The organism is Natronolimnohabitans innermongolicus JCM 12255 (assembly GCF_000337215.1).
In the GTDB taxonomy this organism is placed as follows: domain Archaea; phylum Halobacteriota; class Halobacteria; order Halobacteriales; family Natrialbaceae; genus Natronolimnohabitans; species Natronolimnohabitans innermongolicus.
The window spans coordinates 1-22,126 of record NZ_AOHZ01000023.1 but is presented as its reverse complement, the minus strand read 5'-3'; the positions used below and the strand labels follow the sequence as shown (position 1 = coordinate 22,126).

Annotated in this window: 20 protein-coding genes and 1 pseudogene; 11 read left to right on the top strand and 10 right to left on the bottom strand. The window is 61.5% G+C overall.

Features of this window, described 5'->3' with window-relative positions:
• Positions 1 to 18: 18 nt before the first annotated feature.
• The 6 genes from C493_RS04830 to C493_RS04805 all read right to left on the bottom strand — a co-directional run bounded on the left by C493_RS04830 (position 19) and on the right by C493_RS04805 (position 9,107).
• The gene (locus C493_RS04830; protein WP_007258291.1) at positions 19 to 1,971 is read right to left on the bottom strand and encodes an ABC transporter substrate-binding protein; all 1,953 of its coding nucleotides are present in this window, start codon (positions 1,969 to 1,971) and stop codon (positions 19 to 21) included.
• A gap of 460 nt (positions 1,972 to 2,431) precedes the next feature.
• Entirely contained in the window at positions 2,432 to 2,998 is a 567-nt protein-coding gene (gene hpt / locus C493_RS04825; protein ID WP_007258290.1) for a hypoxanthine/guanine phosphoribosyltransferase, read from the bottom strand.
• Between the two features lie 163 nt (positions 2,999 to 3,161).
• Positions 3,162 to 3,845, bottom strand: coding sequence for a DUF7344 domain-containing protein (locus tag C493_RS04820; protein WP_394295404.1), 684 nt, complete (start codon positions 3,843 to 3,845; stop codon positions 3,162 to 3,164).
• Between the two features lie 283 nt (positions 3,846 to 4,128).
• Entirely contained in the window at positions 4,129 to 5,334 is a 1,206-nt protein-coding gene (gene coaBC, locus C493_RS04815; RefSeq protein WP_007258288.1) for a bifunctional phosphopantothenoylcysteine decarboxylase/phosphopantothenate--cysteine ligase CoaBC, read from the bottom strand.
• 113 nt (positions 5,335 to 5,447) lie between these two features.
• On the bottom strand, positions 5,448 to 7,520 hold the full coding sequence (locus tag C493_RS04810; RefSeq protein WP_007258287.1) for an ATP-binding protein: 2,073 nt from the start codon (positions 7,518 to 7,520) through the stop codon (positions 5,448 to 5,450).
• Positions 7,521 to 7,640: 120 nt separating this feature from the next.
• A complete protein-coding gene (locus C493_RS04805) occupies positions 7,641 to 9,107 on the bottom strand; it encodes an ATPase domain-containing protein (RefSeq protein WP_049889136.1) in 1,467 nt (488 codons plus the stop codon).
• Positions 9,108 to 9,243: 136 nt separating this feature from the next.
• Here C493_RS04805 and tnpA point away from each other — a divergent pair, with 136 nt between their 5' ends.
• Positions 9,244 to 9,633 carry an IS200/IS605 family transposase gene (gene tnpA, locus C493_RS04800; protein ID WP_007258285.1) on the top strand — a complete coding sequence of 130 codons (390 nt, stop codon included), beginning with the start codon at positions 9,244 to 9,246 and terminating at the stop codon, positions 9,631 to 9,633.
• The gene (locus C493_RS04795; protein WP_007258284.1) at positions 9,630 to 10,865 is read left to right on the top strand and encodes an RNA-guided endonuclease InsQ/TnpB family protein; all 1,236 of its coding nucleotides are present in this window, start codon (positions 9,630 to 9,632) and stop codon (positions 10,863 to 10,865) included. Before tnpA ends, C493_RS04795 begins: the two co-directional genes overlap by 4 nt.
• A gap of 319 nt (positions 10,866 to 11,184) precedes the next feature.
• Here the strand turns inward: C493_RS04795 and C493_RS04790 are convergent, their stop codons facing one another.
• Positions 11,185 to 11,925: an NAD(P)/FAD-dependent oxidoreductase gene (locus C493_RS04790; RefSeq protein ID WP_007258283.1), complete on the bottom strand. Its 741-nt coding sequence runs from the start codon at positions 11,923 to 11,925 to the stop codon at positions 11,185 to 11,187.
• 151 nt (positions 11,926 to 12,076) lie between these two features.
• Between C493_RS04790 and C493_RS04785 the strand changes: the two genes are divergently transcribed.
• Positions 12,077 to 12,604: an SRPBCC family protein gene (locus C493_RS04785; protein WP_007258282.1), complete on the top strand. Its 528-nt coding sequence runs from the start codon at positions 12,077 to 12,079 to the stop codon at positions 12,602 to 12,604.
• A gap of 19 nt (positions 12,605 to 12,623) precedes the next feature.
• Here C493_RS04785 and C493_RS04780 read toward each other — a convergent pair whose 3' ends face one another.
• Positions 12,624 to 13,691 carry a M42 family metallopeptidase gene (locus C493_RS04780; protein ID WP_007258281.1) on the bottom strand — a complete coding sequence of 356 codons (1,068 nt, stop codon included), beginning with the start codon at positions 13,689 to 13,691 and terminating at the stop codon, positions 12,624 to 12,626.
• 438 nt (positions 13,692 to 14,129) lie between these two features.
• Here C493_RS04780 and C493_RS22550 point away from each other — a divergent pair, with 438 nt between their 5' ends.
• From C493_RS22550 to C493_RS04760, 8 genes are all read left to right on the top strand, one after another.
• On the top strand, positions 14,130 to 14,435 hold the full coding sequence (locus tag C493_RS22550) for a hypothetical protein (protein ID WP_152421097.1): 306 nt from the start codon (positions 14,130 to 14,132) through the stop codon (positions 14,433 to 14,435).
• Between the two features lie 286 nt (positions 14,436 to 14,721).
• Positions 14,722 to 15,402, top strand: coding sequence for an IS6 family transposase (locus tag C493_RS22080; protein WP_007258280.1), 681 nt, complete (start codon positions 14,722 to 14,724; stop codon positions 15,400 to 15,402).
• A 3-nt stretch (positions 15,403 to 15,405) separates the two neighbouring features.
• Positions 15,406 to 15,492, top strand: coding sequence for an integrase core domain-containing protein (locus C493_RS22545; protein ID WP_394295405.1), 87 nt, complete (start codon positions 15,406 to 15,408; stop codon positions 15,490 to 15,492).
• A gap of 24 nt (positions 15,493 to 15,516) precedes the next feature.
• Positions 15,517 to 15,831 carry a hypothetical protein gene (locus C493_RS22540; protein WP_152421096.1) on the top strand — a complete coding sequence of 105 codons (315 nt, stop codon included), beginning with the start codon at positions 15,517 to 15,519 and terminating at the stop codon, positions 15,829 to 15,831.
• Between the two features lie 606 nt (positions 15,832 to 16,437).
• Positions 16,438 to 17,607, top strand: coding sequence for a thiolase domain-containing protein (locus tag C493_RS04775; protein WP_007258279.1), 1,170 nt, complete (start codon positions 16,438 to 16,440; stop codon positions 17,605 to 17,607).
• A complete protein-coding gene (locus C493_RS04770) occupies positions 17,607 to 18,002 on the top strand; it encodes a Zn-ribbon domain-containing OB-fold protein (protein WP_007258278.1) in 396 nt (131 codons plus the stop codon). Before C493_RS04775 ends, C493_RS04770 begins: the two co-directional genes overlap by 1 nt.
• Positions 18,003 to 18,088: 86 nt before the next feature.
• Positions 18,089 to 18,943: an NAD+ synthase gene (locus C493_RS04765; RefSeq protein ID WP_007258277.1), complete on the top strand. Its 855-nt coding sequence runs from the start codon at positions 18,089 to 18,091 to the stop codon at positions 18,941 to 18,943.
• A gap of 299 nt (positions 18,944 to 19,242) precedes the next feature.
• A complete protein-coding gene (locus tag C493_RS04760) occupies positions 19,243 to 20,859 on the top strand; it encodes a BCCT family transporter (protein ID WP_049889135.1) in 1,617 nt (538 codons plus the stop codon).
• Between the two features lie 83 nt (positions 20,860 to 20,942).
• On the opposite strand, the gene C493_RS04755 is transcribed toward C493_RS04760, so the two are convergent.
• Positions 20,943 to 21,875, bottom strand: a complete 933-nt coding sequence (locus C493_RS04755) for an alpha/beta fold hydrolase (protein WP_007258275.1) — start codon at positions 21,873 to 21,875, stop codon at positions 20,943 to 20,945.
• Between the two features lie 78 nt (positions 21,876 to 21,953).
• Positions 21,954 to 22,126: pseudogene (locus C493_RS23735) on the bottom strand (methylmalonyl Co-A mutase-associated GTPase MeaB); the annotation flags it as partial.

Here is a 22,126-nt window from a genome sequence, read left to right as displayed (position 1 = left end):
AAATACCGTCGGTTTCGATCAGACGTCCGATTCGTAGCCCCGGTCGTCGATGACCTCTTCGATCAGTTTGATTGCTTCCTCGGTGTCGAACTCGTTGTGTGGTTTGAGTTCTGACTCGAGCGCGTCGTAGTCGGTCGTCCCGGACCCCTGTGCGAGTTCGGGGATCATCGTCCACGCGGGTTCTCCCCAGCCGTCGAGCACTTCGTCGACGATCTGCTCCCGGGGAACCAGGTGGTTAACGGCTTTGCGGAGTCGATCGTCGTCCCACGGCTCGACGTTGACGGGGTACTGGAAGTACTGGTAGCCGCCGCTCTCGATCGAGTCGACGATGAAGTCGTCGTCCGAGTCGAAGTCGTTGAGGGTACTCGACACCAGGTTGTACGTGACGTCGATCTCGTCGTTCTGGAGCTGGCCGCTACGCGTGGAGTCTTCGGGAATGATGTCCATGTCGACTTCGTCGATCACGGGACCAGCGGGGAAGTCGGACGGTCCGTCGAACCACTCCAGGGCGTCGATGCCCTTCTCCTCGAGCCAGTAGCTCTCGTTTTTCGTGGCGATGAAGTAGCCCTCGTCTTCGAACTCCTCGAACACGTACGGACCGGTACCGACCGGCTCGTTGTCCTGTCGGGGGTCGAGGTCGCCGCCCTCGAGCGACGCCTGCTCGGTCGAGTGGATGTAGATACCTGGCAGTTCGCGCTCGGCTTCGGCGTCCGGAATCTGTGCGTAGAGATCGACGGTGTACTCGTCGACCTGGCGGGCGTGGAGCAGCGAGTCGAACGTCTGCGCGGAGAGATCGGAGTTCTCGTATCGCTCGACGGAGAGAACGACGTTTTCGGCGGTCAGCTCTTCGCCGTCGTGGAACTCGATTCCCTCGTGGAGGTGGTACCGCCACTGCATGCCGTAGACGCCGTCGTCGACTGCATCGGACGCTCCTTCGGGCGTCAGCACGCGAACTTCGTCGTCCGCGACCGGACTGTCGTCGGGGTGCGTCAGAATGACCTGCTCGTCGACGTCGATTGCCCCCTCTTCGTCCGCCGAGGCGGTGGTCATGTAGTCCTCGTAGGCGTCGCGTTCGATGTCTTGGACGTCGAGTGACTCGTAGCTCTCGGCGAGCCACGGCTGAAGGTTCCCCTCGGTGTCGGACGTGATGAGCTGCTCGAAAATGAGCTCTTGAGACATCGTCGACGTTGTATCACTGCTGTACGGCGGATCGAACGACGCAATGTTCGCCGGAACGCCGAACCGGAGCGTCCCTCCTTCCTGAAGATCGGAGCGGTCGGTCTCGTCGGGCGTCGCGTCGCTGCGATCGAGCCACATGACCTGTTCGTCTATCGGTGAGTGGAGCGCGTAACTCAGCGTACTTTCCGAGAACGGGAACGGCGCAAAGCCGTGGACGTCGGTGTTCCGGACGTACTCGTCCGTCGTGTGGAGGATCAGCGAACTGCCGCGATAATCGGCGAGTTCGTGCCAGATCTCGTCGTACCGCTCGGCGCGAAGTTCCGGATCGTCGGCGACGTCGCTCCCGAAACGCGCCTCGTCGATCATCTCGTCGAGTTCGTCGTATCCGAGGCCGTTCAGATTACAGCACTGTCCCTGGTTTGCCGTGCCGTGGAGGGCATCACAGAAACTCTCCGGGTTGAATGTACCGGAGAGACCGATGAACGCGATGTATCCGTTGTCCTGGTATTCTTCGTCCAGGACGCGGTCGCTGTAATCATCCCAGGAGTGCTGTTCGATGTCGACGTCGAAGTACCCAGTATCCTCCATAATTTGCTGAATGACCTGGGTCCACTCCACTCGATCGTCGTTGTCCGCGTCGACTTCGAGGCGGACGTCGAGTGGGAACGAAACCTCGTCGTCGTCGCTGCCGCCGAGGCAGCCAGCGATGCTGACTACTCCCGCAGCACCCAGTCCCTGTAGAACGCGTCGTCGGTTGATTGCCGATCGTGACTGTTTGTCACCCTTGACCATAGATACTCGATGTATTTCGCAGGGTTAAATATGTATGGTTTCTGTCCAGGGCAAGATTTTCCGTGTACAGTAGTGCACTGTTTAAGGGGAATAGCTCAACAAAGCCATACGTCCACGCACACATATGTGGTCAAAGTTCTATATTCGTTAGAAGAAACAAACAAGTATAGGAGTGTTTAATTCCTGGATAGTGTATAGATTTTTGAGTCAGATTTGGTATCATTTACATATATAATGGTCGATCATATCTAGCGTGAGCGGTAGACGCTGTCCTTGAGCGTCAAATTATCTGTATGTATCGAGAGGATCGACAAGAACTGCTTGGACCCCCGTCGTATCGATAGTAGCCGCTGGCGACCACTCCGCCACCGAACGGAGTATACGGATTGCTGTCCCGCTGTCCCGGCGCAACCGCCGCCCGGGTCGCGGTTGCGCCGGACCTGACGGACAGGAAACCGTATCAGTCGCCGTGTTCGTCGACGATCACGACTTCACCGTCCACGACGTCGACGTTGATCAGCGTCTTGACGTCGTAGCCGGCGTCCGCGGCCTTGTTCTCGCCGCCGACTTTCTTGATGACTGCGACCGTATCGATGACCTCGGCACCGATTTCGTTTAGCGCATCGAGGACCGCCGCGAGCGTGCCGCCCGTCGAGAGGACGTCGTCGAGCACGAGCACGCGCTCGCCCTCGCGGACGTCGTTGATGTACATCTCGTTCTCGGAGTAGCCTGTCTGCTGGGAGATGGCGACCTCGTCTTCGAGGCCGTACTGTCGTTTCCGGATGACGGTCAGCGGAATGTCGGTCATCAGCGATACCGCCGTCGAGATGTGGATCCCCATCGCGGCGGGGGTGACGATGCGGTCGACGTCCTCGAGTTTCGCTTTCCGGATGATTCGGATGACGATTTCCCGGAGCAGGCCGGGATCGAGTTTGGGAACGCCGTCGCTGATCGGGTGGACGAAGTAGTGATAGCCGTTTTTCTCGATGATCGGCGCCTCGAGAAGGGACCGCTTCAACTGATCCATGTCGTGGGTCGGGGGGACGGGGAGTAAAAGTTGACGATCCGTTCTGACAGCGTGTGCGGTCGTCACGCGCTCGAGTTTCGGATGGTGGCTCGCTGAGTACTCGTCGATGACAGCCAGGCGTCACCGCGAGTACGTCTCAGGGTGCAGCCCGGTTCGATCCCGATCAATCGTCGCTCGCGTAGCTGAGCTCCGGCGGCTGGTCGCCGTGGCCCAGTCGCATGTTTCGCTCGTGGTAGATGTGGACCGCGGCGGTGAACGTGAATATCGCGGCGATAACGCCGGCCCAGGTCAGATCCGAGAGCACCGTCAACGGATAGATCTCGAGCCAGAGCGCGGCCACCAGCGCAGAACTGATCGCGCCCAGCGAGAGATACAGTTCCCGCCAGGCGAACTCGTGGCCGGGGACGATCTCGAGGTAGATGCTAATGTCCCGGGTGCGGTCGGTCGCGCGGATGATCCCCTCGTCGGAGTCGAAGACGAGAATACCCGATTCGTCCATCTTCGGCAGGTGCGTCTGCTGGAGCGTCGTGTAGACGCGCTTTCGTTGCTCCGGCGTCACCTCGTCGGGCGTCGTCTCGTACTCCCAGGCGGCGACCTGCTGGGTGAGATCTCCGAGTTCGACGGGCCGGCTGTCCTGTTTCAGATACTGCAGGACGTAGCGCCGCCGCTGGTTCCGAAGAACCTCGAACACTTCGCCCTTCGAAAGGGGTTCGTCGGCGTGCTCGTCGACGGCGTCGTCGACCCCGGTATCGCTTCGGTCGGTCTCGGAATCGGACACGGCCGTATCCGCCGTATCTGTCGATTTGTTCTCGGAAGGGTGTCGCGCCTGTTGTGCCACGACGATCACCCCGAGACGCCGGCTGAACGCGAGCCTCGTCCGCCGGCCCTGACGAGAGCCACCATCGAAATCGAAACGGAAACTGAAACTGGTCGCATACCTGGTAATTCGTCGCACGAACGCCATCTATATAATTGTCGTGACGAACTCCGAACTCGTGGGATAAACTCGTGCGAGCGCAAATCGCTGGCGTCGGCCAATTAGCGGAGCCGTTGAAGCGGGGTGCCGACCACGACGGCCACCAGTGATGAGATGTAGATCGACGTCCAGCGGCTACTGGAGACGGTTCGAACTACGAACCGCGCTCGCCGACGATCGCCGCGATCGAGTCGGCGATTTCGCCGCCGAGTCCACTTTTCGTCCCCTCGTAGCGGGCGGCGTCGTCCTCGTGAACCAGCAGCGCCGCCGTTCGATCGGCCCCCATCACGCTCGCGTCGTTGGCGACGACGAACGCCAGTCCGGCGCGCTCGAGCGTGTCCCGGGCCTGTCCGATCATCGCGGACTCGTCGCCCGACGCCTCGGCCTTGAAGCCGACGATCGGGAGTTCCGGCCGCTCGTCGCGAATCGAATCGATGAGCTTCGGCGTCGGCTCGAGTTCGAGCGATCGTTCCCGCCCCGAACGGAGCTTCTCGTCGCTTCCCTCGACCGTGTAGTCGCCGATCGCGGCCGCCGAGACCAGCGTGTCCGCGTCGGTACAGACGTCTCGCGTCGCCTCGAGCATTTCGGCGGCGCTCTCGACGTTTCGGACGGTCGCGTAGGGAATCGCCGGCGGCGGGCTCGCGTACGCGGACGCCGACTGCGGCCCGACGACGCCGTGGACGAGCGTCACGTCTGCCCCCCGGGCGTAGCAGGCTCTCGCAACCGCACGACCCATCTTCCCCGACGAACGGTTCGTGATCACGCGCACGGGGTCGATCGACTCCGCCGTCGCGCCGGTGGTGATCACGACGTGTCGGCCCTCGAGCGACCGGTCGCCGGCCGCGCGAGCGACGTCGCAGACGATGGCCTCCTCGCTGGCGATCTTCGCCTTGCCCTCCTCGATTCGCGGGTCGACAAACTCGACGCCCCACTCGGCGACGGTGTCGATGGCCTCGAGCACGCCGGGGTGGTCGTACATCGGTTCGTGCATCGCGGGGGCGATCACGACGGGCGTATCGGCGCCGAGGGCCGTCGTCGCACACGTCGTCACGGGCGTATCGTCGACCGCGCCGGCGATCTTTCCGACCGTGTTAGCCGTCGCCGGCGCGATCAGGAAGACGTCGGCCCAGCCGTCGTATCCACAGAGCTCGACGTGCTCGACGCTCCCCGTAATCTCCGTCACGACGTCGTTGTCGGTCGCGAACTCGACGGCCCAGGGATGGATAATACCCTGCGCGCTGCCGGTCATCACGCCACGCACCTCGGCTCCCTGGCGTCGCAGTTCGTGGGCGAGTTCGACCGTCTTGACGGCTGCGATCGATCCCGTGACCCCGAGTGCGACGTTGACTCCCTCGAGCATTCGTGTGGAGTTTCCGCCGGGAGGGCTTGAAGGTTAACGTCGCGCGCTTGCGCGCGAGCCGAAGACGAGTGGCCGCCATCGAACGTCACAATCGCATCGAGCGAACCGGGAATTCAGGACTGCGTGTCGTCGGGGATCGTAAAGAAGAACGTCGAGCCCTCGCCCGATTTGGATTCGACCCAGATCTCGCCGCCGTGGCGGGTGACGATCTTCTGGCAGACGGCGAGTCCGATCCCCGTCCCCGAGTCGTGGCCCTGTTCGCCCGCCTGCGAGAAGATCTCGAAGATTTCGTCGGTCTGCTCGGCGTCGATACCGACGCCGTTGTCCTCGATCGAGAACAGCCAGCGCTCGCCTTGCCGCCGTGCGTCCACGTGGATCCGCGGCGGTTCGTCGCCGGCGTACTCGATAGCGTTGCTGATCAGGTTCTGGAAGAGCTGCAGTAGCTGCGTGTCGTCGCCGGTGACGGTCGGCAGCGAGTCGGCCGTGACCTCGGCGTCGGTTTCGTCGATCTGCAAGTGGAGATTCTCCAGGGTTTCCTCCAGTACCGCCTCGCAATCCGTCGGCTCGAACTCCTTGCCGCGAGTGTTGACCCGGGAGTACTCGAGAAGGTCTTCGATCATCTCCGTCATCCGCTCGGCGCCGTCGACGGCAAAGTCGATGAACTCCTGTGCGTCCTGGTCGAGTTCGTCGTCGTAGCGCTGCTCGAGCAACTGGAGGTACGACGAGACCATCCGCAGCGGCTCCCGGAGGTCGTGGGAGGCGACGTAGGCGAACTGCTCGAGTTCGTTGTTCGAGCGCTCGAGTTTGCCGATCGTCTCCTCGAGTTCGGCCTCCGCCTCCTTTCGTTTCGTGATGTCGTAGTAGAGCTCGATCCGTCCGCCCGCGTACCGCCCGGACGTGATCGGCTGGCTGCGGTGGTGGAGGTAGCGTTCCTCGCGAGCGTCGTCGGGCTCGATCCGACACTCGAACGATTCGACGTCGGTTTCCGAACTGTACGGCCCCGTGACGCGGTCGGCGAACGCCTCGGAGTCGTCGACGATCGCCACCAGTTCGTCACCGACGACCGATTCGTTGTCCCGGCCGACGAGTTCGCACCGATCGACGCCGAAGTACTGCTCGAACGCGTCGTTGATCCAGGTCACCGTCTCCGTCGCGTCGAGGATACGGACGCCGATCTCCGACTGACCGAAGATGTCCTCGACGAACGACCGGTACCGTTCCTTGGCGATTACGGTCTGCATCGCGTATGGGATCGTGCTGCCGAGTTCTTCCAGGAGGTCTCGCTCGTCCGCGTCGAAGGCGTTCTCGCGCTCGGCGTAGACGTTCAACGTTCCGTACAGCGTCTCGTCGTAGACGAGCGGAATGCTCGCGATCGATTGGAGCCCAGCGTCGACGAGCCGGTCCTGCCAGTCCGTCGCCGGCGACTCGGAGAGGTTCTGTCCGACCTGCATCGTTCTGGTCCGGATCGCCCGTCCCTCGGGACCGTCGTCGTCGCCGTCTCCGAACGTGATCGTCGCGCCCTCGAGGGTGATGCCGTTCTCGCCGGCCGACGCCAGCGGTTCGATCGTCTCGGTCTCCGCGTCGGGTTCGCCGATCCAGGCGAACCGGTAGGGTTCGGATTCGACGAGTCGATCGCAGACCGTCTGTTCGATCTCCGCGCGCGTCGACGCCTGCACCAGCGCCCGCGTGATGTTTCGGATAACGGTGTTGACGTGGTTGAGCTGCTGGAGTTCCTCTTTCTGTTCGGTGAGGCGAAGGGACTGCTCGCGGGTCCGAAGCAGGTTCTCGATCCGCCCTTTCAGCTCCGTCTTCTGTATTGGCGACGTGATGAGGTCGTCGATGCCGTCGTCGATGACCGCGTCGATTCGCTTCCAGAGATCAGCGCTCACCTGCCTCGAGTTCTGTTGGGTAACGACGAGCAGGTACGGGAGGAACAGCGGCTGGAGGGCGTCTTTTCGCTCGACGAGCAAATCCTTGTGACGCTGGAGTGAGCGCTGATCGATGAGACAGAGGTCGATCGTCTCGTCGAGTGCATCCTCGGGGTGTTCCTGGACGACTTCGTGGTGCGTGGAGAGCCACTTTGCGAGCAATCGTCGGTTCTCGTCGTGCTCGATGAGCAAGAGGACGCGACTCCCCGAGCCTGAACGGTTTGCGAGCGACGCGGTGCGATCGGATTCAGTGAGCATGGATTCGGTCGGTAGGCAATGCGGCTACGGTCAGCGGGGACGGTGGCTGACTGCTGGTACCGCTGTGATCGGTGAGGTCGCTGTATCGGTCTGTTCGCCGTACGTGCTGGACGGACCGTATCACGGTTCCAGGTCCTCTGCGTCCGGATCGTCCAGTTCGGGGACGCCGCTTAACACGCCGTGAAGATCGGTCAGTTGATCGCCGATCTGGACGCCGTACTCGGTGATCTGGAACTCCCGCATCTTCCGCTCGAAGTCGCTGGTGCGCTTTTTCAACACGCCGATCGATTTCTCGAGTTCGCCGCCGACTTCCAGATGCTGGAGGAACATGATCGTGTCGCCGAGGTAGCTGAGCCCCTCCTGGGTGACCTGGAACGGGCCCGTGATGTTCTGGGTCTCGCTGACCAGAATGGTGGTCACGCCCATATTCTTGAGATACTTGCAGATCGAGTGGAGTTCGGTCGTCAGGTCCTGATCGTCGCCGCGGAGTGCGAGCTGGTAGCCGACGACGCCGTCGATCATCACGATTTTGGCGTCCTCCTCTTCGACCTGTCTGCGAACCTCGTGGGCGAACTGGTCGGTCGACAGCTGTAAGGCCTCGATCTCCTCGATGTGGAGCGCCTCCTGGTCGAGCATCCGGTGAATCGGGATGTTGATCGACTCACACCGGTGGAGGAGCGTTCCCTTGTCCTCCTCGAAGGAGTAGATGACCGACCGCTCGCCGCGCCCGGCGGCCTCCTTCATGAACTGCAGTCCGGTCGTCGTCTTGCCGACGCCGGCCGGCCCCGTGATCATCGTTACGGTGCCGCGTTCGATCCCGCCGTGTAGCAACTGATCGAGTTCGGGAACGCCCGAGGAGATCGATTCGGCCTCGAACTCCCGCTCGTACTGTCGGGGCGTCAGGTTCGGATAGACGGTGATTCCGCCGTGTTCGATGTCGAGGGAGTGTTCGCCGCCCTCGAAGTCCGTACCGCGGAACTTGGTGATCTCGATCGTCCGCCCTTTCGCCGCCTGATCGAGGTGGATGATCCCGTCGCTCATGAACTGCAGGTCGTCGTCGGGCTCGGCCTCGGTGTCCTGTGAGGTAAACAACACCGTCGTCCCCTGCTCTTTCAGGAACTGCGTGAACGAGAGCACCTGCTTGCGAAACTGGTAGTTGTCCGCCGAGAGGTAGCGAAGCTGCGTGAGCGGGTCGATGAACACGCGGTCCGGATCGAGTTCCCTGATCCGCTGGGTGATCTCGTCGGTGACCGACTCCTCTTCGACCTCGTCCGGCGCGAAGATATCGTAGGAGAGATCGTTGACGAAAAAGTCCGAGTCCGGACTCAGATCGAGAAACTCGAGACCGTCGAGATCGAAGCCGAGCGAGTCGGCGTTGTGGCGGATATCGGATTCGGCTTCCTCGAGATTGATATAGAGCGCGTCGCTGTCGTTGCTGGTCGCGTCGGTCAGAAAGTGGAGTCCGAGAATACTCTTTCCGGTACCTGGGCGTCCACGAACCATGTACGTCCGCCCGGGTACTAACCCCCCGTGGAGAATATCGTCCAACCCGTCGACTCCCGTCGAAAGACGGCCAGCGTGATACATAGTGCGAGCGCATACCCGCGTCTTCAGGCGCGGGTCAAGCGGACAATAGCGTACATCTCCACCGACGATAGCACGGCTGGATTTCCCGCCGTGTACGATAGTTTAAGACATCACAGGGACATAGTGTGTAGTACGGATGAAGACCACACGGTACGCAACGTACAACCTCAACTACCACATAGTGTGGATACCGAAGTACCGTGAATCGGTACTCGTCGGTGACGTTGTAACCCGTGTGCGAGACATCTTCCACGAAATAGCCGACGAGAAAGGGTTGGAGATTATCGACCTGACCGTCCAACCCGACCACATCCACCTGTTCGTCAGTAGCCCGCCGAAACACGCCCCGTCACTTCTCGCCAACTGGTTCAAAGGCATCAGTTCGCGGAAATACAACCACCGACACGCCGACCACAACGGCGAGAAAATCAAGTGGGCACGTGGCTACTACGCAGGAACAGCGGGACACGTTTCGAGCGAGACTGTCGAGAAGTACATCCAGCGTCACGAGGAGGACGAACAGTGACCGAACTCACCGAGACGCTGGAACTCAAGCTTGTGGAGCCGAACGCCCACAAGCACCGCAAACTCTGTGAGACGAAACAGGCGTACCAAGACGCGCTCGAAGCCGCGTTCAACGCCAACTGCACCACACAGTCAGCGGCCAACGACGTAGTGGTCAACTACGACCTGAGCGGCTACGCGAAGAACGCGCTCAAGAAGTACGTCCTACAACTCTGTGGCGGAAGCTACGACGCGAAAGAGCTTCACGACGACCACCCTGTTCGGTTCACGAACGAAGGCCCGAAGCTCGACCACAAGCCGCAGAACGCCATCGAGTGGTACGTCAAAATCCCGCACCACGACGATTACAACCTCTGGTTGCCCGCACAGCCGAATCCCGAACAACGAGAGTGGCTGGAAGCGTTGCACGCCGGAGACGCGGAACTGGGAGAGTGTCGGCTGTTCAACCGCGACGGTGAGTGGTACTTCCACATCGTCGCTACGCGAGATGTGGCGGAACGAGAAACCAGTTCGGCGGAAACGCCGATTGGGGTAGACATCGGGGAAGCCTCTTTGTTAACGGTGTGTCACCGTGACGAGCGCGGCTCCCCGACTGCACCCAACCTCTGGAACGACGAAGGCAAGCGAGTCCGGCAACTCCGTGAGACGTATTTCACGGCGACTCGACGCCTTCAGAAACGCGGAAGCGAACGTATAGCAGAGTCCTACGGCGACGAGTTGTGGCGACACATCGACCACATCCTCCACACGGTCACATCGGAGGTCGTGGCCTACGCCGACCAATTCGAGAACCCCGTACTGGTTCTGGAAGACTTGACGCACATCCGTGAGAACATGGACTACGGCGCGTTCATGAACCGCCGCCTCCACGGATGGGGATTCACCAAGATGCACGCCCAGATTCGCTACAAGGCGGCTGAGAAAGGGATTCGTGTGGAGACGGTGAATCCCGCGTACACCTCGAAGACATGTCACTGTTGCGGAGAACAGGGCTACCGTCCGAAGCAGGCGACGTTCAAGTGTTCCAACTCGGGATGTTGGGTTTCGGAGTACCAAGCAGACGTTAACGCCGCGCTCAATATTGCAGACCGCTACCTCAGCGGAGAGAGCCACTCAAGAGAACACACGAGTGGCGATGACTCGGCTGAGGATGGGGGACGTTTGACCGTCCCACAAGACAGCCAAGCCGATGCTGACACCCAGCAAGAGACGCTTGGAACGTATGCGTCTTGAAACCTTAGGGCCGCGCTCGGCCTGAAATCCCATGGTGGGATTCCCGCGACTTTAGGCGCGGGAGGAGGTCAATCGTCTCCGATAGGCGGGTGTCGGCTTGTTCCATACATCATAACCGAGGCTCCCGATATTGTATTTTTTCGTTCAGGGGTTCTCACGTGCTCCAATAAATACGAAATATTGAATATCGAATTGCGTGGAATAGACGATCTGTGCAACGCTCACAGCGTTCTCACTAACAGATGCGTTTTCTCTGTCATCATCGAAACGAATACTATCCTGTGGCGGGTCCGGGCGATACCGGGGGACGACGTAGCGGTTACTCCTCGTCGACGACGCTCGGGTGCATCGTCGGCTGCTCGTCGAGCGGGTCGGCGAACGCCTCGAGCATCGTTTCCCGCGCCCGTTCGTCGCGTCGGCGCCGCTCCCCGTCGTCGATCTCTTCACAGCCCGGCGGCACCTCGCGGCCGCGGCCGGTGAAGTAGCCCTCTGGGGCGACCCAGTCGTGGTAGAAGTTCGCGTCCGAATCGTGGATGACGGCGAGGCCGACCTTCGCACCGTGGCCGGCGGCGACGATCGACTGGTGGGGCTCGTCTGCGAGCCGTCCCGCGGCGTAGACGCCGTCGACGGCCGTTCGCCCGGCGTCGTCGACCGAGACGAAGTGCTTGCTCCCTCGCTGCATCCGCCCCACGTCGAGGGGGACGAGGTAGTCGCTGTCCGACCACGAGGCTGCGATCACGCGTCGGGCCTCGATGGGGTCACCGCCGTCGGTCTCGAGGACGAACCCCTGCTCTAAGTCCGACTCGTCGACGGGTTCGACGCCGGTCACGTGACCGAGTTCGAACGTTGCACCCGCGTTTCGCGCCTGCTCGCGGGTCAGTTGCAGGTACCGACGGGCGTCGACGCCATCGGGAAAGCCGGGGTAGTTCTCGAGGCTGGCGTTGCGCGCCAGAATGGATTCGCCCCCGTCGACGACGAGAGTGTCCAGTCCGGCGCGTGCGGTGAAGATTGAGGCGGCGAGACCGGAGACGCCGCCGCCGACGATACAGACGTCTCGCATACCTCGAGCTTTCAACCGGGTGGTATAGAAGCTGACGACTCTCGAGTGCCTGCAGCCCCGCGTCGATGGGGCCGGTCGAGTCAACACGGCTGCTACCAGGCGACACGATAGCAATTCTTACTTTCGTCCCCGCCGTACGTCCGCTGCAACCGTGGACAGAATTCTCCTCAGCACCGTCGCCTACCGTCCTCCAGAGGAGGTCTTCCCGTACGTCGAGTCTTTCGCCGACTACCCCCGGTATACGGATCACTTGAAAGAGGTCCGCGTACACGGCGACGGCGGCGTCGGCTCGCGATACGACCTGAAACTCGCCTGGTGGAAGCTCAGCTACACCGCCCGCTCGAGGGTTACCGACGTGTCGGCTCCGGAATCGCTCGAGTGGCGACTCACCAACGATATCGACGCCCGCGGCGAGTGGCGCGTCGAACCCGAACCCGACGCCGTTCCCACGAGCGTCGACGTCGACACGGCGAGTCGGATCTACTTCGACGCGGTCTACGACCCCTATTCGGCCGACGAGAGCGCGCTCTCCCTGCCGCGGTTCGTCTCGCTCGACTGGGTCGTCAAGAAGGTCCAGCCGAAACTGTTGAACGAGGCCGAGGAGGTCGTCGAACGGCTCGTCGCCGACATCGAGGGCCAGCGGCGCGACGTCGAGTTGCGGGTTCACGAGATGCCCTAGGACGACGGCAATAGCCGCGTCAGAGCGTGTACTCGTGGTCGCCGTCCTCGCTCTCGAGGAACGCACAGAGCAGGTCGATCGTCGCCGCGACGTCGTCGACGTGGGCGGTTTCGGTCGGCGTGTGGAGATACCGCGTCGGGATCGAGATCGCGCCGACGGGTTTGGCGCCGCCGGAGAACTGAAAGCCCGCGGTGTCGGTACCGCCCGCGGGGAGAATCTCGAGTTGGTGGTCGATCTCGCCGTCCTCGGCGACCGACCGCATGCGCTTGTGGACCTTCGGATTCGTGATGACGCTGCCGTCTTTGAGCTTGATCGCCGCTCCGTCGCCGAGTTCGGTGACCCGCTCGCCGGCCTCGAAGCCGGGGATGTCGTTGGCGACGGTGACGTCTAAGGCGATCGCGAGGTCCGGATCGACGTCGACGCCCAGCGCCTGCGCGCCGCGCAGGCCGACCTCCTCCTGGACGGTCGCACAGAAGTGAATCGTCACGTCGGGGTCCTCGAGTCGGCGCGCGGCCTCGAGCATCGCGAACAGGCAGACGCGGTCGTCTAAGGCCTTGCCGGTGACCGTCTCGCCGACCAGTTCGGTCGTCTGGTCCATCGTGACGAGGTCGCCGACGGAGACGCGCTCCTCGAGGTCCGCGTAGGGGAGCCCGAGGTCGACGACGACGTCCTCGACGTCGGGCGTCTTCTCGCGTTCGGACTCGTCTAACGTGTGGGGCGGCGGCGAGCCGATCACGCCGGGAAGGTCGCCGTCGTCGGTGTGGACGGTCACGCGCTGGGCTTTGAGAATTCGGGCGTCCCAGCCGCCGAGGGCGTCGAGTTCGACGAAGCCGTCCCCCTCGTCGTCGCCCTTCAGATTTCGCACCATAAAGCCGATTTCGTCCATGTGCGCGGCGACGGCGACGGAGTACTCCGAGTCGCCCTCGAGCGTCCCGACGACGTTGCCCATCGCGTCGGTTCTGACGCGGTCGACCGACTCGTCGAACGCCTCGACGACGCGGTCGCGGACGCGGTCCTCGTAGCCGGGGACGCCGCTCGTCTCTGTCAGCTCTGTCAAAAACTCGAGATCGAAGGGGACGAATGCCATACGCTGTGTTGTGGCCGTTTTCGTTATAAACCCGCGGAACGGGGCAGACGGTTCGTCCGTTCGGTGTGCCTCGAGTCACGGATCGGCTGCTGTTGGAACTATTGAATAAATACAGTGGAACACGGTGTATGAAGCCATCAGATTTGGGTAACAGAATTAGAGAACGGTTCCTGAATGATGATATATTAAATTAACAACAGAACAGTTCCAAATACTACCCTATTTCTCGTAGACTGTTTCGATACTTCTTCTCCAACCGATCCGGTGAATCATAGATGTTTATAATTCTATCCCACTATTTTATAATACATTAAATTAATACTGAAATTATAGAATAAACTCTATTTCCGCCCAATATCATCCCTATTCGGAAAGCCCCTGCAGAATCCAAACATTTCTAATTTTAGATATAGTTAGATGGATAATTAATCGGATAATATGAAAAGGAGAAAGCTGCTGAAAATGGCACCTATAGTTACTGGACTATCCCTTACAGGGCTTGCAACAAACGCGTCTGCTCATCACAGAGGAGGTGATCCTCATTTAATTGGTGATTCAGTTTCCCCAGGTGAGGATGGTGAGGGTGGAGATAGTGATGTGATCGAAACCGACAATGACCAAGATACATTCGAAGTTCTGGGTAATGAGATCAAGCTTTCATCCTGCCTCGAAGTGTACGAACCTCGATGGGCCCCTTCCATAGAACGATGGGAAGTGGATTACGTTTTTGGTAGTATTGCGTAAACGGAAGACACAAGCACAGGAGCGCGTGTTCCAGGAGATGTTTGGAGGCAGATACTTGAGAGTACTGAGTATAATGACGATGTTGGTGACTTTTACAGTAGGGACAACAGTGCTTGGTATGGGAGAACATCACACCGAGGGCACCGTCTAGTTAGCGTGGTTTGAGAAGTGAGCAGGTCGTAGAGTTGGTTTGATCATGCAGCTCGCAGACCTGCTCAACGAGTCATANGGCACCGTCTAGTTAGCGTGGTTTGAGAAGTGAGCAGGTCGTAGAGTTGGTTTGATCATGCAGCTCGCAGACCTGCTCAACGAGTCATACGCGGCGGAATTTGATGAAGCTTGGGAGCGTGAGCGGACGGCGACACCCGCAAGGGTGTTCGCCGTCCGTCTCCACGCGACTGGATGTTCACTTCGTGAGACAACAACTATTCTCGCTGAATTAGGCGTTGAACGCTCTCATGGAGCAATTTGGAATTGGGTACATCGGCTGGCTGACAGCGTTCCCGACCCGCCGAGGGCGAAGCCCTCGCGGGTCGCGGTTGACGAGACTGCTGTCAAAATAAACGGCGAGTGGTCTTGGTTGTACGCTGCAATAGACCTCGACACAAAGTTGATTCTCGACGCTCAATTGTTCGGTCGCCACGGCACCGATCCAGCGGCTGCATTTCTGCATAGACTCCGCGAGAAACATGATCTCTCCGAGGCGGTGTTTCTCGTCGATCAATTTGGCTATCGGACTGCCCTTGCTCGGTTAGGATTGAACGGTCGGGTTGACTATATCGACCGAAACCTCATCGAAAAATGGTTTCACACCTTCAAAATGCGCGTTGACCGTTTCCATAATTCATGGGTGGGCAGTCGGCGAAGCGCCCGTAGATGGATTGAACAATTTATGCATTACTACAACCGACAGAGACCGCACCAATCGCTCAATGGACGAACGCCAGCTGAGGAGGTGCTAAACTAGACAGTGCCNCAATTTATGCATTACTACAACCGACAGAGACCGCACCAATCGCTCAATGGACGAACGCCAGCTGAGGAGGTGCTAAACTAGACAGTGCCACACCGAGCAAACGATATGAGTGATGATGATACTGCGATGAGTGTACTTAGTTTAGCAGTTTCGGGAATTCATCCACTCGTCGGAACAACTCTTTCTGCTGGCAACCTCCTGAGTAATTTTGCAGGGTATGTTTCGACTTGTTCTGGAATCTGTGATGAGTGGAGACCGGACATTCCTCAAGATGAACTCGCAGTCTATAGAGTATACCGACGGCAAATACCAGAATATACAGCTGAAACAGTCGAATTCAATAACATCGCATCTGGCAACAGTGAGCGTGTAGCAATAACTGATTTATCGGCGAGAGTTAGTGTAACTGGTGAACCCTGAATAGAGTACTGCAGCAGAAGCAAGCTCTGAAAGGAAATCAAAACACATAATAATATATACACAGGACTTATTTAAATATCCTAAATATAAATCAGATAGTTATGTTCAGGAGATTACTTCTTTGTTGTGGAATTGGAGTTATCTCTGCTGGATGCACATCAGTTTTTGGACAAGATACTAAATTGGGAGCAGCTACTATAGAAAATCCTACAAATGAGCGGCAACGTATTGATGTTGAGGTTTTTGAAAGCGGGGAAAAGTACATTCGTCCACTCACGAATTAGAACCAGCCACAGACGGAACAACTTACAGCCTTCCTGATTGCGAGTGGTCCGCAGATCCAGCCCAGTTTACTATCACCGCACGACGCGAGCGGAGCGACTGGTCCGAACTCGAGGTGGGTGCCGACCAGGAAGACTGCGTGGCTGTGATCGTCAGACCGTCACCGCCGTGGACCGACGCCCCGATCGAGTTTTCTCGTCACTCGTGTGACGACGTGACCGAATCACACATCTGCGACTGACGACGGATCGCGCAGTCGATGGCGACGCCGATGCCGATCGCAACCGCCGAGTATTAACCGACTGAGCCGTTAACGGTGTGTATATGAGTGACGTACGTGTCGCAGGTGTCGGACTGACGCCGTTCGGAAACACGCCCGAGCGGACGAGCCGGGACCTCTTCGCGGAAGCGAGCATCGCGGCGTTCGACGACAGCGGGGTCCCCCGCGAGGACGTCGATGCCCTCCTCTATGGCAACTTCATGGGAGAGCTCTCCGAACACCAGGGACATCAGGGGCCGCTGATGGCCGAAGCGGCCGGGATTCGGGCGCCCGCGACGCGCTACGAGTCCGCCTGCGCCTCGAGCGGGACGGCCGTCCGCGACGCGGTCATGCGCATCCGAAACGGCGAGGACGACGTGCTCCTCGTCGGCGGCGCCGAACGGATGACCAACCTCGGTACCGCGGGCGCGACCGAAGCGCTCGCCATCGCCGCCGACGACCTCTGGGAGGTCCGCGCGGGGATGACCTTCCCCGGCGCCTACGCCCTGATGGCCCAGGCGTACTTCGACGAGTACGGCGGCGAACACGAGGATCTGGCACACATCGCCGTCAAGAACCACGAGAACGCGCTGACCAACGAGAAGGCCCAGTACCAGAGCGCTATCGAGGTCGACGACGTCCTCGAGGCGCCGCCGGTCTCCGCGCCGCTGGGGCTGTACGACTCCTGTCCGCTCTCCGACGGGGCCGCCGCCGTCGTCCTCACGAGCGAGGAGTACGCCGAGGAACACGGGCTCGACGCGCCCGTCTCGATCACGGGAACGGGCCAGGGCGGCGACCGGATGGCACTCCACGACCGCGAGTACCTCGCGCGCTCGCCGGCCGCGCGCGAAGCGGGCGCGGAGGCCTACGCCGACGCCGGCGTCGACGCCGCAGACGTCGACCTCGCCGAGGTCCACGATTGCTTTACCATCGCCGAGGTGCTCGCGATCGAATCTCTCGACCTCTTCCCGATCGGCGAGGGGATCTCGGCGGCCCGCGACGGGCGGACGACCGCCGACGGCGAGACGCCGATCAACCTCTCGGGCGGGTTGAAGGCGAAGGGACACCCCGTGGGTGCGACCGGCGCCTCGCAGATCGCCGAGGTCACGAAACTGCTGGCCGGGGACCACCCCAACAGTTCGTTCGTCGAGGACGCCACGACCGGCGTCGCTCACAACGCGGGTGGCACCGTCGCGAGCGCGACCGTCCACGTCTTAGAGGAGGTGCGTAACTAATGACCGAAACCGAATCCGAGACGCGAGACGCCGGCTTCGACGAGTGGCTCGACGCCGCCGAAGAAGATGACGCGTACTTCCTCGAGTGCCCCGAGGGGCACGGCTCGCTGCCGCCGCGTCGGGTCTGTCCCGACTGCGGCGCGACGGACCTCGAGGAGGTCCCCCTCCCCGACACGGGCGAAATACGGACGTTCACCGTCACCCACGTCCCCACGCCGGCCTTCGAGGAGGACGCCCCCTACGCGACGGCCGTCGCGAGCTTCGGTTCCGTACGCATCACCGGCCAGATCGTCGGGATCGACCTCGAGCGCGTCGAAACCGGCCTCGAGGTCGAGATCGAAGTAACGGTCTCAGAGACGACTGGCGAGCGAGTGCTTTCGTTCACGCCGGTCTGAGCGAGCGCGTTTCACCACAGAAGCGAACACTCGAATACCGAAAGCACACGGCTTATATGGCCGCTTCTGGTTACGTTCGTATCCAGATGGGAAACCTCTACGAGCAGACGCAGACGGAGATCGACCCGGTCGACCTCCGCTTTTCGGCGTCGGAGATCGAAGCGCAGGTCGATCACCTCACTGAGTTCATTCGCGACCGCGTCGCAGCTGCGGACGCCGACGGTATCGAAATCGCGCTCTCGGGCGGGATCGACAGCACGACGACTGCGTACCTCGCCGCCGAGGCGCTCGGCGCCGACGCCGTCCACGGGATCATCCTCCCGAAGGAGGTAAACGAGGACGAGAACATGAGCGACGCCGAGCGGGTCGCCGAGGACCTCGGCATCGACTACGACGTAGTCGGTATCGATTCGGTCGTCGAGGAGACGCTGAGTCAAGCCGACGCCGAGAACTACAACGCCTCCGAGGACCGCTGGGAAGGTCGATACGTCGGCAACACGAGCGCCCGCATCCGCATGACGATGACGTACCTCGTCGCAAACCGGGAGAACCGAATCGTTCTCGGGACCGGCAACCGCGCAGAGCTCGCGACGGGCTACGTGACGAAATACGGCGACGGGGGCGTCGACTGTAACCCGCTTGCGAACCTGTACAAACAGCAGGTCCGGCAGGTCGCGGCCCACCTCGGCGTTTCGGAGTCGCTCGTTCGGAAGACGCCGACCGGCGGCATGGTCGACTACGGTACCGACGAGGAGGAACTCGGGATGGATTACGACACGCTTGACGCCGTTCTCGCGTTCCACATCGACGGCAACCTTCCGGCGTCGGTTACCGCTCGACTCACGGATACCACCGTCGAGAGCGTCGAGCACGTCGTCTCCCTCCACGAGGAGAGCGAGCACAAGCGAACGCCGCCGACCGAGCCGGAACCGCTGTTCTGACATCTCGAGATTGAACCGAGACCGAGACCACACTGTAACCTGAGATCCCGCTGAAATCGAGACCAATGTCCACCTGCAACCGATCCCCATCGGTCGCCGCTCGAGACGGTTACTCGAGGCGTGGCGGTCGGTAACCGACGTTCACACTGTGCCAGTTTTCACCCACACCGAACTCGAGTGCATCCACGCACCGATGATCGACCGTCGACGTCCCGGCGGCGAACTACCGACGACCGTCGGACCCACCAAGGAGACACGACAATGAGCCGTATCACGTGCCACACGGCGGTGAGTATCGAATGACAAGTATCCGAAACGCCCTCGAGACGTTTACGAGCGAGTTGGACTACGTGGTCTTCGGCGCCGGCTTCGTCGTCACGGCGCTCGCGGTGATCGCCTTCGCGTTTCGAGACGACGCGGCTGCGACCCACCTGGAGAACGCAAACGAGTTCCTGCAGGTAAACTTCGGCTGGGCGTACCTGCTGGTCATGTTCACCCTGATCGTCTTCGTCGGCTTCCTGATCTTCAGCCCGTGGGGGAACATCACCCTTGGGGCGGACGACGAGGAGCCGGCGTTTAGCTTCCCCGCCTACTTCGCGATGCTGTACTCGGCGGGAATCGCCGCCGGCGTCGTCTTCTGGGGGCCCGCGGAGGCCATCTTCCACTACGACACCGTCTCGCCGTTCGTCGGCGCGGAGGCCGGGAGCCCCGAGGCCGCCGTCGGCGCCGTCCAGTACACCTTCTTCCACTGGGGGATCTCCGCGTGGACGGCCTACGTCGTACTGGGGATCCCGATCGCGTACTACGCCCACCGGTACGACGCCCCGTTGCGAATCTCGACGATCCTCCTGCCCTGGCTCGGTGAGGACAACCTCGAGCGACCGATCGCGAAGGTCGTCGACGTCCTCGCGGTGTTCGCGACGATCGGCGGCGTCGCGGCGACGCTCGGCTTCGTCGGCGACCAGTTTCTGACCGGCATCGAGTGGACGACCGGGACCGCCGTCGGCGACGCGGGGACGGTGCTCGTCATCACCGGCCTGACGGTCGCGTTTACGATCTCCGTCGCGCTCGGCGTCCGCAAGGGGATCCGCCGGATCGCCTACTTCAACCTCGCGCTGTTCGCCGTCTTGTTGCTCGCGACCTTCGTGCTCGGACCGACGCGGTTCATCATGGCGCTCGGAACGGAGGCTCTCGGCGGCTACATCAACGACTTCATCACGATGAGCTTCTACACCGGCGCCGACGCCGCCGAAGGGTCGGCCGTCTCCGGCTGGGTCGGCGACTGGACGATCTTCTACTGGGCGTGGTGGTTCTCGTGGGCGCCGTTCGTCGGCCTGTTCATCGCCCGCATTTCGCGGGGGCGGACCGTCCGCCAGGTCGCCGTCACCGGCGTACTCGCCTCGACGAGCATCACGATCCCGTGGTTCGCGACGATGGGAGGGTCGGCCATCTTCCTCCAGCAGAACGGCGAGGCCGACATCCTCGCCGCGATCGACACCTACGCGGAGGCCGGCGCCGGCTACCCGCTGTTCGAGGCCTTGCCCCTCGGCGGCGTGTTGACCGTCATGTTCCTCCTGCTGGTGACGACGTTCTTCATCACCTCGGCCGACTCCTCGACGCTCGCACTCGGCATGCTAACCACCGGCGGCGAGGAGGAGCCCTCGACGATCAACCGAGTCATCTGGGGCTTTCTCATCGGCGCGCTGGCCTCGCTGTTGATGGTCGTCGGCGGCGTCGACGCGCTGCAGGCGGCCGCCATCATCACCGGTGGCCCGTTCGCCGGGATCACCCTGATCGCCGTCGCCTCGATGGTGTTAGCGTTCGGCAACCGGAACGCGATCTTCCTCCGCGAGGAGGACGACGTCTCCGTTCCCGGCTCGGAGTCGTCGTTCGACGACTCCGTCGCGGACGACTGAGAGACCGGGAACGAGAAAGCGGTTTTCGATCGGTATTCGATCGCGCTCCGCCGTCACTCCTCGAGTCCTGCGAGTCCCTCGAGTCAGGCGTCGGCGCGGGGAAGCTCCGCGGTCAGGTACTCGACGAACTTGTCGGGATGTTCGGCGTGGGGCAGTTGCGTCGCGTAGTCGATGACGACGAGGTCGAGGTCGGCTGCCTCGGCCAGGTCGCGGCCCTCGCGCAGCGGGACGAGTTCGGCGTCGCGGCCCCAGACGAGCGTGGTCGGGGTCTCGAGACCCGCGAGTTCCGTCGCGAGGTCGAACTCGGGGTCCAGGGTTCCGCTGCTGAACGAGGCCGGCGCGTAGCGGGCGCCGGGCTGGTGGGCGCTGCGCCAGGCGTAATCCACTTCGTCGTCGTCGATCCGGGACGGATCGTAGTAGCCGTCGCGATCGTAGAAGTAGCGGATCGCGGGCTTGCTCGCGAGCAGGTTGAACAGCGTCGTGCCGACGATCGGCGTTCGGACGAGGGTGCGAAGCCACGGCCGCTCGGGGCTCGTCTCGTCCGTCGGACAGATCAGTACGAGCTGTTCGAAATCCGCTTCGGACGCGGCCTCGACGGCGAACGACCCGGTCAGCGAGGAGGCGACGACGATCGGCTCGTCGGTTACGTCCGCCGCGAAATCCCGGACGAACTCGGCGTACAGTGTCGAAGAGTAGACCAGCGGCGGTCGCTCGGAGCGACCGAAGCCGGGAAGATCAACGGCGATGACGCGGTAGTCTTCCGACAGTCGGTCGACGATCGGCGCGAACTCGTGGCTGCTGGAGCCGGCGTAAACGCCGTGGAGCAAGAGCATCTCGGGATCGTTCGGATCGCCGGCGACCGTGTAGGTCGTCTCGATACCGCGCCAGCGATAGGTTCGTTCGACACCGACGATGGGATTCTCCAGGTCGCCGGCACGGTCCGCGAGAAGGCGGTTTCCGAGGACGGCTGCGCCGACGGTTCCGACCGCTGCACCGAGCACTGTTCGGGCCTTCATGCGTCGCCGTACACCGTCGATGGCCTTAGGCGTGCGGTTAGCACTAGTCGTCACAGCTATCGACGTCGCTCGAGAGACCTACGTCGTCTCGCCGTCGCTACCGACGGCACCGTCGGTCTCGAGGTCCTCGAGGCAGGCCTCGACCGGCTCGAGGACGTCACTGGCGATAGAGTAGGGATCGGTCTCGCCCTGCCGGACGGCTTCGGCGAGGTCGTCGATGCCGCCGGCGGCCGCGAGTTCGTCCTCGAGGA